The following is an 11,660-nucleotide window of genomic DNA, read 5'->3' as shown; positions in this document are numbered from 1 at the left end:
CTTCAAGTCCTACCATACAAGCGGGCTTGCTCGCGAAGGCGGTGTATCAGTCGACATTAATATCGACTGGCACGCCCCCTTCGCGAGCAAGCCCGCTCCCACATTAAGAATTGTGTTTCCCCTTCTTTCCTAGTTCGCCTCTTTCACCGCGCTGAGAAACGCGCAGGTACGTTCCTGTTGCGGATGTTCGAAGATCTGCGCCGGCGTGCCTTGTTCGTGTATCTGACCCTTGTAGAAGAAACACACGCGATCGGCGAACTCCCGGGCAAACCCCATCTGGTGCGTGACCATCAGCATGGTCAGGTTGTGCTCGGTGCCAAGCTTGCGGATCACGTTGAGCACTTCGCCGCACAGTTCCGGATCGAGCGCCGAGGTCACTTCGTCGAACAGCATGACTTTGGGCCGCATGGCCAAGGCCCGGGCAATCGCTACCCGTTGTTGCTGGCCGCCCGATAGCTGCGAAGGGTAGTGCCCCAGTTTGCTGCCCAACCCCACCAATTCCAGCAGGTCCGCGGCGCGCTCGCGTGCCTCGACAGGTTTCATTCCGAGCACTTGAACGGGGGCTTCGATGACGTTTTGCAACGCCGTCATGTGCGGGAACAGGTTGAAGCTCTGGAACACCATGCCGATCTTGCCGCGCACCCGACGGATATGCCGGTCATTGGCCGGCACCAGCACGCCGTTGCGATTGGGCATGTGGGTCAGAAGGTCGTCCTCAATGCGGATCAGCCCGTCATCAATACCTTCAAGCGTCATCAATACCCGCAGCAGCGTGGATTTTCCCGAGCCGCTAGGGCCGATGATCGCGACTTTTTCGCCTGGCGTGACGTCCAGGTTCAAGTGGTCGAGCACGGTGAAGTTGCCGTAGCTCTTGGTGACGTCCTGGAAGCTGACAATCGGCTTGACCGGGTCAGGTGTTTGCATGGCCGTGCCCTCCTGCGAGTGCAGCGCTGTCAGATTGCTGCGCCGGGAAAGGTCGCTGGATGTCGAGAGTGGAGAAGTCATTAGCGTAGCTCCAGGCGCACTTCAAGGCGCCGTACCAGATAAGCCAAAGCGATGCTCAGGGCGAGGAAAAACAGGCCGACCATGGTGATCGGTTCCAGATAGCGGAAGTTCTCGGAGCCAATGTTCTTGGCCTGTTGCATGATTTCCACCACGGTAATCGCCGACAGCACCGGCGTGTCCTTGAGCATCGCCACCAGGTAGTTGCCCAATGGCGGCAGGATCGGCCGCAGGGCCTGGGGCAGAATGATATTGCGGTAGGCGCTGTACGGAGCGATGTTCAGCGCGGTGACCGCCTCCCATTGCGCTCGCGGCACGGCGTCGAGGCCGCTGCGATAAACCTCGGCGATGTAGCAGGCGTAATGCAGGCCGATGCCCAGGATCCCCACTTGCATGGCGGTCATGCTGACGCCGTAGTTGGGCAGCACGTAGTAGAGGAAGTACACCTGGATCAGCAACGGTGTACTGCGAATGAACTCGATCACCGCGGTGGCCGGCCACGACAGCCAGATGCTGCGGCTGCGTCGGCCGATGGCCAGAAACAATCCCAGCACAATCGCGATCAAAAAGCCGATCAGGGTAATCCCGACGGTATTGAGCGAGGCGCGCAGCAAATCGGGGAGGATTTGCCAGGCATAGGTCCAGTCGAACAGGGTCATGACAGACCTCCGCGCATCCGCCCGCGAGCCAGATGGCGCTCGATGCGGCGCATGCCGATGTTGATCGCTTGCGCGAGGACGAAATACATCACCAGCGCCAGGCTGAAAATTTCCAGGGTCTGGAAGGTCGCCTGATCCAGTTGACGAGCCCGGAAGCTCAGGTCGGACAAGGTGATCAGCGACACCAGTGAGGTGTTTTTCAGCAATTCGATCAGCAGGTTAGTGCCCGGCGGGATCGCCGCCAGCAACGCCTGGGGCAAGATGATTCGCCGAAAGCGTTTGTACTTGCTGAAATTCAGCGCCGTGGACGCTTCGTATTGCCCCTTGGCGACCGAGCTGATCGCACCGCGCATCACCTCCGCGCCGTAAGCGCCGATGTGCAATCCGAGGCCGACGATGGCCACGCTGTAGGGACTCAGTTCAAGATTGAACGGCGGCAGCGGCAGCACGAAAAACAGCCAGAACAATTGCACCAGCAACGACGTGCCCCGGAACACTTCAATGTAGGCAATGGAAAACCAGCGCAACGGCCGCCATGGCGACATGCGCCCCAGCGCCGCGAGAACCGCCGCGACAATCGCCAGCAGCGAACCGAAGATCGTCACCTGGAGCGTGACCCAGGCGCCTTGTATCAATAGCGGAAGTAATTCACCCATGGTTTAAACCTGGCCATCCGGATTAAGCAGGGAAATAGGCATCGCGCCAGAGCGCCATGCCTGTTTCGGCTATTGAGCGCAGAGCTCTGCAGCCGTTTTGCTTGTCACGTTGGATTTGTCGAAGCCGAAAGGTGCGACAGCCTTCAGGTGCTCTTCGGAACCCAGCCACTTCTTCAGTTCGGCGTTGACCGCATCACGCAGGTCTTTGTCTTCCGGACGGAAGGCGAGGGCGCCGTAACCGATGTGCGACGGGTCGTCCTTGAACTCGGTGACTGCTTCGACTTTTTCGCCCCCCTTGGCCGCCAGGCCTTTCATGGTCAGCTGGGTGCCCACTGCGGCATCGGCGCGACCGGCGCGTACGGCTTGCAACTGCGCGGTGGTGTCCGGCACCTGAAGAATTTGCGCATCCTTGACCCCGGAATCCCGCGCATACGCCAGGTTCACTGTGCCGGACATGATCGCCAGTTTCACATCGGGGTTTTTGGCGATGTCTTCATAGCTGTGCAGGTTCTTCGGGTTGCCCTTGGCCGTGAGCAGCGCGTCCGGCAGTTGATACTGCGGATCGGTGAACAACACCTGTTTGCAGCGAGCCGGGGTGATGTACATGCCAGCGGCAATCACATCGAAACGACCGGCGCGCAAGCCCGGAATCAACGAACCCCACTCGGTCAACACGCCGTCGACCTTGGTAATACCCATTTTGGCGAAGATGGCTTTGGCGATTTCCGGTGATTCACCGGTGACCCTGCCGTCGGTTTCCGTAAACGCGAACGGGGTTTCGTTGGCGTAACCGATGCGGATGCTGCTGTTCTGTTTGACGGTTTCCAGCGTGGTGGCGGCGTGGGCGCTGGCGGCCAGGCCGAACATCGCGCAAGCCACGAACAGGCGACGCAAAGCATGAGTGGTGCTGGAGGGGAAATTGCTCATCGATAAAATCTCCTGTTTCTTGTGGACCCGTCGTTGACGGCTCTGTGGTAGGAGGCAGTGTGACAAGAGCAAAGCGTACAAGGGCTGATCCCAAGAACAGGGACACAGTTCCGGTACAGGTCGATTGGTTTTGTTGTGGGGGCTTGAAACATTGCCCGGGTATCGACCTTGAACCGAGCATACAAAAGCCCTGAGCATCATTGCATTGCACTAGGACAATTGCTTTGCGCGGATTCTCGCGGGATGCTGTCCGCACTGGCACCTGCGCGGGTTTGAGCGGCGATGGAGAAGTGGAAAGCAGCATTGGAAATCGCCCGTAGCGGTGAGTCCAAATACAAGATTCTGGTGCAGGCGATTGCCGATGATATCGAGCAAGGCGTACTGGCCAACGATCAACGCCTGCCACCCCAACGGCATGTCGCCGATGCCATGGGCATCAGCGTGCAGACGGTCACCAACGCCTATAAAGAGCTGGAGCGTCAGGGGCTGGTGCGTTGCGAAGTCGGGCGCGGCAGCTTTGTCTCACGGCGCATGAGTGATCGGGTCGCGAGTTACATTCTCGACAGCCCCGAACGGGCGCTGGTAGATTTTTCCATCACGCGGATCCTGCACACCCGCGAGCATGACCAGTTCTGGCGCGATACCTGTCGTGAGCTCAGCACTGAAGAGGATCAGCCGTGGATTCATGCCTTTCGTCCGATCGCCGGTTTTGAATCGCACCGCGAAGCCGCCATGCACTGGATCGGTCGACAGGGCCTGCGGGTCGAACGCGATGACATCTTGATCACCAACGGCGCGGCCCACGGCATCTTCCTCGCCCTGGCGTCGCTGGCCGGCCCCGATGATGTGGTGCTTTGCGAAGGCGTCACCGACCACGGCGTGATCGGCAATTCTCAGGTGCTGGGGTTTACCCTCAAGGGCCTGGAGATGGACCGTTATGGTATCGACCCGGAACACTTTGAAGACATGTGCAGCAACGAGCGCATCACCGCGCTGGTGTGCACGCCGAACCTGAACAACCCCACCACCAGCCTGATGCCGGACAGCCGCCGTCGCGAGATCGCCGACATCGCCCGGCGCTTTGGTGTGCATATTATTGAAGACGATGTTTATGGGCCGCTGCTGGATGAGCGTCGCGCACCGCCGATCAGCCATTACCTGCCGGAGCTGTCGTTCTATTGCACCAGCATGACCAAGTCGGTGCTGACCGGTTTGCGTATTGGCTATCTGGTAGTACCCAAGCGGCTGGCCTTGCGTACCGAAAGCATTTTGCGCGTGAATAGCTGGATGGCCACGCCCATGGTTTCGGAAATTGCAGCGCGCTGGATTCGCGATGGTCGCGCTGACACGCTGGTGAGCTTGCAACGCAAATTGTTGGCCGGGCGCCAGGCGATGGTCACTGAATACCTGGATGAATACCTGCTGGGCCAGCATCCCCACGCATTGAATGCCTGGGTCGGCATTCCAGCCCATTGGGAGCTCGACAGCCTGGTGCGGGCGTTGCGTCACAAGCACATTGCGGTCACTTCACCCGACCCGTTCACCGTGCGCGGCACGCCTCGGCCACGGGCGGTGCGGGTGTGTGTCGGCGCCGAATGCAGCGACGACGAAATGCGCGATGCGCTGATCGGCATGCGCGAAATCTTCGGCCAGTACCCGCAAATCCATGACTTTTGAGCGGGAAAAAATCCGCAAAAAGTTTGTCGGCTAAATTGCCCTAGTACATTCATCGCGACAATCCAGCCCTCTTAGACTGCGCCCAACACCTCAATCGGGATGCGGTCATGTCAGCGCTGCAGCTAAACGATATTTACCTCGCTCGCCAGCGAATCGAATCGCTGGTGCGGCGTACCCCCATGGAGTATTCGCCGAGCCTTTCGCAGCGATTGGGCGTGGCGGTGTACCTCAAACTCGAATCCCAGCAAATCACCGGCAGCTTCAAACTGCGCGGCGCGAGCAATGCCGTGGCGCAGCTCAGCGCCGAAGAAAAAGCGCGTGGCGTGGTAGCGGCGTCGACCGGTAATCACGGTCGCGCACTGGCGTATGCCGCGTCTCGGCAAGGGGTGAAGGCGACGATTTGTTTGTCGCATCTGGTGCCGACGAACAAGGTTCAAGCCATTCGCGAACTCGGCGCAGAGGTACGCATCGTCGGCCAGTCTCAGGACGACGCCCAACGCGAAGCCGAACGAATCGCCCGCGAGCACGGCGCGACATTGCTGCCGCCATTCGATCACCCGGCCATCATCGCCGGCCAAGGCACCCTCGGGCTGGAAATCCTCGAACAGCAACCGGACGTGGCGCAAATTCTCGTGCCGCTATCTGGCGGCGGTCTGTTTGCCGGCGTGGCGCTGGCGATCAAAAGCGCCAGCTCAAGCATCGTCACCCATGGCATCAGCATGCAGCGTGGCGCGGCGATGCACGCCAGCCTCGCGGTCGGGCATCCGCTGGAAGTCGAAGAGCTGCCGACCCTGGCTGATTCGCTCGGCGGCGGCATCGGGCTGGACAACCGTTACACCTTCAGCATGACCCGCGACCTCTGTGATCACCTGCATCTGCTCAGTGAAGCCTCCATCGCCAATGCCATCCGCCATGCCTATCGCGAAGAGCGTCTGGTGCTGGAAGGCGCGGCGGCGGTCGGGATTGCCGCGTTGCTCGATGGCCTGATCGAACCGCGCGGGCCGATCGTGGTGGTGGTCAGCGGTCGCAACGTCGACATCGATCAGCATCTGCGTGTACTCGCTGGCGCTGATGCCTGAACCCCAACAATAACGACTGACTGGAGTGCTGCGCTGATGACTGCCATTACCTTATTGAGCGAAGCGGATCTGCGTGCCTGTGTCGCGCTGGATCTGCCGAGCATCGACGCCATCGAACAGGCCTTTGTGCTGCTGGCCACGGCGGCGGTGGCGATGCCGCCGATCCTGCGACTGGACATCCCCGAGCACAACGGCGAAGTGGACGTGAAGACTGCGTACCTGCCGGGTCTGGAACGCTTTGCGATCAAAGTCAGCCCGGGTTTTTTCGACAACCCGAAACTGGGGCTGCCGAGCCTCAACGGCATGATGATGCTGTTGTCGGCCCGCACCGGTTTGCTGGATGCCTTGTTGCTGGATAACGGTTACCTGACCGCCGTGCGCACGGCGGCGGCGGGCGCGGTTGCTGCTCGCGCCCTGTCGCGGACCGACAGTCGTAGTGTGGCGTTGATCGGTGCCGGCGAGCAGGCCGCGTTGCAGCTTCAGGCATTGCGTCTGGTGCGGCCGATTGAATCCGTGCGGGTCTGGGCACGTGACAGCGCCAAGGCCGCAGCCTTCAGTGCCGAGCTGGCGCGCGACAGCGGTCTGGAGGTCACGACGTGCGCGAGTATCGAAGAGGCCATGATTGACGTGGATATCGCGATCACCTGCACACCGAGCAGCGAGCCTTTGATCGAAGCGCGCCATCTGCATCCCGGCCTGCACATCACAGCCATGGGCTCAGACGCCGAACACAAAAACGAAATTTCCCCGAAGGCCCTGGTCAAGGTCGACCGCTACGTGGCGGATCGCTTGAGCCAGACCCGCATCCTTGGCGAGTTGCATCACGCCTTGGCAGCCGGCGTCATCGCTGACGAATCGGCGCTGGCGGAACTCGGTCAGGTGCTGGCCGGCCAGCGCCCCGGTCGTACCAGCGAGGCGCAGATCACTTTGTGCGACCTCACCGGCACCGGCGCCCAGGACACGGCCATGGCCAATCTGGCATTCGAGCGCGCGCGCTCGGCGGGCAAGGGTTTCCAGTTCGGCAGCTAATCCGTTTTTTCATCCGTGCGTCATTTATCAGAGGGCATGTGTATGTCTCAGATAGTCGTCAATCTTCCGTTCGAACGGGAGGAATACGCCCAGCGTCTGGCTAAGGTTCGAGCGGCCATGCAGGCACAGGGCATCGAGCTGTTGCTGGTCACCGATCCGTCGAACATGGCCTGGCTGACTGGCTATGACGGTTGGTCGTTTTATGTTCATCAATGCGTGCTGCTGGCGCTCGACGGTGAGCCGGTCTGGTTTGGTCGCGGGCAAGATGCCAACGGCGCCAAGCGCACGGTGTTCATGCAGCACGAAAACATCGTCGGTTACCCGGACATTTATGTGCAGTCCCGGGAACGCCATCCCATGGATTACTTGTCGCGAGAAGTCATCAATGCTCGCGGCTGGGACGCGCTGACCATCGGTGTGGAAATGGACAACTATTACTTCAGCGCCGCCGCGTATTTGTCGCTGAAAAAGAATCTGCCGAAGGCCAATCTGATCGATGCGGTCGGGCTGGTGAACTGGCAGCGGGCGATCAAGTCGCCACAGGAAATTGCCTACATGCGCATCGCCGCGCGCATCGTCGAAAACATGCACGGGCGGATCCTCGAACGCATCGAACCGGGCATGCGCAAAAACGAACTGGTGGCCGAGATCTACAGCAGCGGCATCCTCGGGGCCGACGGTCATGGCGGCGATTACCCGGCCATCGTGCCGCTGTTGCCCACGGGGGCGGATGCCAGCGCGCCGCACCTGACCTGGGACGATTCACCGTTTGAAAAGGGCGCCGGCACGTTCTTCGAAATCGCCGGTTGCTACAAGCGCTATCACTGCCCGTTGTCGCGCACGATCTACCTGGGCAAACCGCCGCAGCATTTTCTCGATGGTGAAAAAGCCGTGGTCGAAGGCATCGCCGCGGGGCTTGAAGCGGCCAAACCGGGCAACACCACCGGTGACATCGCCGTAGCATTTTTCAAAGTGCTGGAGAAGTTCGGCATCCACAAGGACAGTCGCTGCGGCTATCCGATCGGGATCAGTTATCCCCCAGACTGGGGCGAGCGCACCATGAGCCTGCGTCCCGGCGACACCAGTGTGTTGCAGCCGGGCATGACTTTCCACTTCATGCCGGGCCTGTGGATGGACGATTGGGGGCTGGAAATCACCGAAAGCATTCTGATCACCGACACGGGCGTCGAGACGCTGTGCGACGTGCCACGCCAACTGTTCGTGAAGGATTGAGCCATGAGCGAATTGCCTGACAACCCCATCAGCGCCACGGTGGATTTCGCCCGCGAAGGCGTGCAGCACGGGTTTCTCAAATTGCCGTATTCGCGGGACGACTCGGCTTGGGGGGCGGTGATGATTCCGGTCACAGTGATTCAGCGCGGTCAGGGTCCGACCGCGCTGCTCACCGGTGGCAACCACGGTGACGAATACGAAGGCCCGGTAGCGCTGAGCAAACTGGCGCAGGGGCTGACGGCCGTCGAGGTAAGGGGGCGGGTGATTATCATCCCGTTCATGAACACCCCGGCGTTCCATGCCGGGCGGCGCACGTCACCCATCGACAAGGGCAACCTCAACCGCAGCTTCCCGGGCAAGCCGGACGGTACGGTGACCGAGAAAATCGCCGACTATTTCAACCGGACCTTGTTGCCGCTGGCCGATATCGTGCTGGATATTCATTCCGGCGGTCGCACCCTGGATTTCCTGCCGTTCGCGGCGTGCCACGTGCTGCCCGATAAAGATCAGCAGGCGCAATGCGAGGCGGGCATGCGCGCGTTCAATGCGCCGTACAGCATGCGCATGCTGGAGCTGGATGCCGGGGCGATGTACGACACCGCCGCCGAGCGTCAGGGCAAAGTATTCGTCACCACCGAATTGGGTGGCGGCGGCACGTCCAGCGCACGCAGCGTGGCGATTGCCGAGCGCGGGGTGCGCAATTTGTTGGTGCATGCCGGGATTCTTGTAGGCGAGGTTCAGGCCGCGGAGTCGATCATGCTCGACATGCCTGACGCCGATTGTTTCATCGCCAGCGAACACAATGGCTTGCTGGAAATGTGCCGCGATCTGGGCGACAACGTGAACAAAGGCGAAGTCATCGCCCGCATTTACGACGCCACCCGCAGCGGCGTCGCCCCGGTGGAATATCGCGCCGCCCGCAGCGGCCTGTTGGCAGCGCGGCATTTTCCCGGTTTGGTGCAATGCGGCGATACCGTGGCAGTCATCGCGGATGTTTTGGCATAACACAATCCCTGTGGGAGCGGGCTTGCCCGCGATGTCGGCGGCACATCCAACATTGATGTGACTGACATACCGCAATCGCGGGCAAGCCCGCTCCCACAGGTTCCTAATCGCACAGGAGATCCTCGGCCCATGCACAAACTCGATCGCTACGACCTGAAAATCCTGCGGATCCTCGCTGAAGACGGGCGGATCACCAAATCGAGCCTGGCCGAGGCGATCAATCTCTCGGTGACCCCAGCGTGGGAGCGGGTTCGCAAGCTGGAGGCGCTGGGATTGATCAAGGGTTACCGGGCGCAGATCGATTGGAACGCAGTGTTCAAAAGTCAGCAGGTGCTGGTGGAAATCACCCTGGCCCGACACACCGCCCAGGACATGCGGCGTTTCGAGCAACGCATGAATGAGGCCGTCGAAGTGGCGTTCTGTTACGCCACCGGAGGCGGTGTCGATTACATGGCAATGATCCAGGCGCCGGACATCGACCACTACCAGCGCTTTATTGATCAGCTGTTGCTGGATGACTTGGGCATCGAACGCTACTTCACCTACATCGTGACCAAAACCATCAAGACGGCGGGGGCGTTGCCTGCCGAGCTTGCGCAGGAATCCTGAAAACACCACAGATCCAATGTGGGAGCGGGCTTGCTCGCGAAAGCGGTGTATCAGGCAACATCAATGTTGACTGACACTGCCTCTTCGCGAGCAAGCCCGCTCCCACATTGGATCTGCGTTGGTTTTTGAACTGCGCTTTCTTGACCGATATCGAGGCAAATCCCACACCGCAAAAATCTTTGTTTATCGTCGTTCAATCAGAAAAAACCACCTGCCAAGCCCCCGCCAAACCCCAAATCACCCACACCAATCTGCCCTAGCATGACTCCACGCACACGGTTTGGAGTGAACGCCATGACATACAAACATCCGCTGTTGTTCAAAGCACTTTGCTACGTCGACGGGCATTGGGTCCACAGCGACAGCGGCCACAGCGTCGCCGTGCATAACCCGGCCGATCAGGCGTTGATCGGCCATGTGCCGATGCTCGATCAGCCTCAGATCGTCACCGCGGTTGATGCGGCGCATCGTGCCTTTGCAGGCTGGCGCGAACAAAGTATCGATGCCCGTGGGGCGATTCTGCGGCGTTGGGCGGCCTTGATGCTTGAGCACCAGGAAGACCTGGCGCGCATCCTCAGTCAGGAGCAAGGCAAACCGCTGGCTGAGTCCCGAGGCGAAATCGCCTACGCCGCCAGCTTCATTCCGTGGTTCGCCGAAGAAGCGCGACGCCTGTATGGGCAGAACATCCCCAGTCATATTCCCGGCGCGCATCTGGGCACGGTCAAGGAACCGGTCGGCGTCTGTGCGTTGCTGACCCCGTGGAATTTTCCGTCAGCGATGATCACTCGCAAAGCGGCCGCCGCATTGGCCGCAGGCTGTACCGTAGTGATCAAACCGGCCCATGAAACGCCGTTTTCGGCATTGGCCCTGGCGCAACTGGCGGAGGAGGCAGGCTTCCCGGCTGGCGTCTTCAACGTGGTGCTGGGCGAGCCGCAAATGACCATGGAAACCCTGGTGCAGGACAACCGTGTGCGTTCGGTCAGTTTCACCGGCTCGACCCGCGTCGGTAAGTTGGTCCTGCAAGCGGCCGCTCAGGATGTGAAGAAGGTCTCGCTGGAACTGGGTGGCAACGCGCCGTTCATTGTCTGCGCCGATGCCGATCTGGAACTGGCGGTGAAAGTCGCGGTGGAGGCCAAGTTCCAGACCTCCGGCCAGGATTGCTGCGCGGCCAATCGGATCATGGTGCAGCGCTCGATCTACCCGGCGTTTCTCAATCGCTTCACCGCTGCGGTGCGCGAACTGCGGGTTGGCCCGGCGCTGGTGGGCAATCAAGAGCAAAGTGTCGACATCGGCCCGCTGATGCATCAAGCCGCGTTCGATGTCACCGCCGAGCGTGTTGAAGACGCGCTGCAACGCGGTGCGCAACGGCTGGTCGGCGGCGAGGCCCATGCCCTTGGCGGGTTGTTTTACCAACCGACGGTGCTGGCCGATGTCACGCCGCAGATGCGTATCTACCGCGAAGAGAACTTCGCGCCGATTGCCGGGGTGATGCCTTTCGACACCCTTGAGCAGGCCATCGAAATGGCCAACGACACCGAATACGGTCTGGCAGCCTACATTTGTTCCAACCGTCTGGACCTGATCTACCCCCTGATTCGCCGGCTCGACCACGCGATGATCGCGGTCAACGGCGTCAAGTTCACCGGCCACCCGATCCCGTTCGGTGGCATGAAAGCCTCGGGGCTGGGCCGTGAAGGCGGCACCGAGGGCTTCGAAGCCTTTGTCGAAACCAAATACTTTTGCCTGCACCATCAAGGCCAGTTCTAAGGCCAGTTCTCAGGAGA

Annotated in this window: 11 protein-coding genes; 7 read left to right on the top strand and 4 right to left on the bottom strand. The window is 60.6% G+C overall.

The annotated features are described in order from the left end of the window. Positions 1-129: 129 nt before the first annotated feature. From ehuA to ehuB, 4 genes are all read right to left on the bottom strand, one after another. A complete protein-coding gene (gene ehuA, locus KVG95_RS03210) occupies positions 130-924 on the bottom strand; it encodes an ectoine/hydroxyectoine ABC transporter ATP-binding protein EhuA (protein WP_052966316.1) in 795 nt (264 codons plus the stop codon). An 80-nt stretch (positions 925-1,004) separates the two neighbouring features. Then, the gene (gene ehuD / locus KVG95_RS03205; protein WP_052966315.1) at positions 1,005-1,661 is read right to left on the bottom strand and encodes an ectoine/hydroxyectoine ABC transporter permease subunit EhuD; all 657 of its coding nucleotides are present in this window, start codon (positions 1,659-1,661) and stop codon (positions 1,005-1,007) included. Then, positions 1,658-2,317: an ectoine/hydroxyectoine ABC transporter permease subunit EhuC gene (gene ehuC, locus KVG95_RS03200; RefSeq protein WP_052966314.1), complete on the bottom strand. Its 660-nt coding sequence runs from the start codon at positions 2,315-2,317 to the stop codon at positions 1,658-1,660. The genes ehuD and ehuC overlap by 4 nt, the downstream gene beginning before the upstream one ends. A gap of 69 nt (positions 2,318-2,386) precedes the next feature. Next, positions 2,387-3,244, bottom strand: coding sequence for an ectoine/hydroxyectoine ABC transporter substrate-binding protein EhuB (ehuB, locus tag KVG95_RS03195; protein WP_052966313.1), 858 nt, complete (start codon positions 3,242-3,244; stop codon positions 2,387-2,389). A gap of 282 nt (positions 3,245-3,526) precedes the next feature. Here ehuB and ehuR point away from each other — a divergent pair, with 282 nt between their 5' ends. From ehuR to KVG95_RS03160, 7 genes are all read left to right on the top strand, one after another. Beyond that, positions 3,527-4,921, top strand: coding sequence for a MocR-like ectoine utilization transcription factor EhuR (ehuR, locus tag KVG95_RS03190; protein ID WP_052966312.1), 1,395 nt, complete (start codon positions 3,527-3,529; stop codon positions 4,919-4,921). A gap of 107 nt (positions 4,922-5,028) precedes the next feature. Further along, positions 5,029-6,000: a hydroxyectoine utilization dehydratase EutB gene (gene eutB, locus KVG95_RS03185; protein WP_217854464.1), complete on the top strand. Its 972-nt coding sequence runs from the start codon at positions 5,029-5,031 to the stop codon at positions 5,998-6,000. 36 nt (positions 6,001-6,036) lie between these two features. Beyond that, positions 6,037-7,029 (top strand): ectoine utilization protein EutC, encoded by a 993-nt coding sequence (gene eutC / locus KVG95_RS03180; protein ID WP_217854463.1) that lies wholly within the window; start codon positions 6,037-6,039, stop codon positions 7,027-7,029. A gap of 42 nt (positions 7,030-7,071) precedes the next feature. Continuing rightward, positions 7,072-8,262 (top strand): ectoine hydrolase DoeA, encoded by a 1,191-nt coding sequence (gene doeA, locus KVG95_RS03175; protein WP_217854462.1) that lies wholly within the window; start codon positions 7,072-7,074, stop codon positions 8,260-8,262. A 3-nt stretch (positions 8,263-8,265) separates the two neighbouring features. Next, the gene (doeB, locus tag KVG95_RS03170) at positions 8,266-9,267 is read left to right on the top strand and encodes a N(2)-acetyl-L-2,4-diaminobutanoate deacetylase DoeB (protein WP_217854461.1); all 1,002 of its coding nucleotides are present in this window, start codon (positions 8,266-8,268) and stop codon (positions 9,265-9,267) included. Between the two features lie 129 nt (positions 9,268-9,396). Beyond that, complete coding sequence (locus KVG95_RS03165) at positions 9,397-9,876, top strand: Lrp/AsnC family transcriptional regulator (protein ID WP_128873724.1); 480 nt, start codon at positions 9,397-9,399, stop codon at positions 9,874-9,876. Between the two features lie 294 nt (positions 9,877-10,170). Beyond that, on the top strand, positions 10,171-11,643 hold the full coding sequence (locus KVG95_RS03160) for an NAD-dependent succinate-semialdehyde dehydrogenase (protein ID WP_217854460.1): 1,473 nt from the start codon (positions 10,171-10,173) through the stop codon (positions 11,641-11,643). The last annotated feature ends 17 nt before the right edge of the window (positions 11,644-11,660 follow it).

The sequence above is a fragment of the Pseudomonas farris genome, assembly GCF_019145235.1.
Taxonomy (GTDB): domain Bacteria; phylum Pseudomonadota; class Gammaproteobacteria; order Pseudomonadales; family Pseudomonadaceae; genus Aquipseudomonas; species Aquipseudomonas farris.
The sequence above is the reverse complement of the archived record's forward strand: the minus strand, read 5'-3'. Positions and strand labels throughout refer to the sequence as shown.

Excerpts from the sequence above, each read along its gene's own strand:
- ehuD (WP_052966315.1), bottom strand. The coding sequence starts at position 1,661 with ATGACCCTGTTCGACTGGACCTATGCCTGGCAAATCCTCCCCGATTTG.
- ehuA (WP_052966316.1), bottom strand. The coding sequence starts at position 924 with ATGCAAACACCTGACCCGGTCAAGCCGATTGTCAGCTTCCAGGACGTC.
- doeB (WP_217854461.1), top strand. The coding sequence starts at position 8,266 with ATGAGCGAATTGCCTGACAACCCCATCAGCGCCACGGTGGATTTCGCC.
- ehuR (WP_052966312.1), top strand. The coding sequence starts at position 3,527 with ATGGAGAAGTGGAAAGCAGCATTGGAAATCGCCCGTAGCGGTGAGTCC.
- eutB (WP_217854464.1), top strand. The coding sequence starts at position 5,029 with ATGTCAGCGCTGCAGCTAAACGATATTTACCTCGCTCGCCAGCGAATC.
- KVG95_RS03160 (WP_217854460.1), top strand. The coding sequence starts at position 10,171 with ATGACATACAAACATCCGCTGTTGTTCAAAGCACTTTGCTACGTCGAC.
- eutC (WP_217854463.1), top strand. The coding sequence starts at position 6,037 with ATGACTGCCATTACCTTATTGAGCGAAGCGGATCTGCGTGCCTGTGTC.
- ehuC (WP_052966314.1), bottom strand. The coding sequence starts at position 2,317 with ATGGGTGAATTACTTCCGCTATTGATACAAGGCGCCTGGGTCACGCTC.
- KVG95_RS03165 (WP_128873724.1), top strand. The coding sequence starts at position 9,397 with ATGCACAAACTCGATCGCTACGACCTGAAAATCCTGCGGATCCTCGCT.
- doeA (WP_217854462.1), top strand. The coding sequence starts at position 7,072 with ATGTCTCAGATAGTCGTCAATCTTCCGTTCGAACGGGAGGAATACGCC.
- ehuB (WP_052966313.1), bottom strand. The coding sequence starts at position 3,244 with ATGAGCAATTTCCCCTCCAGCACCACTCATGCTTTGCGTCGCCTGTTC.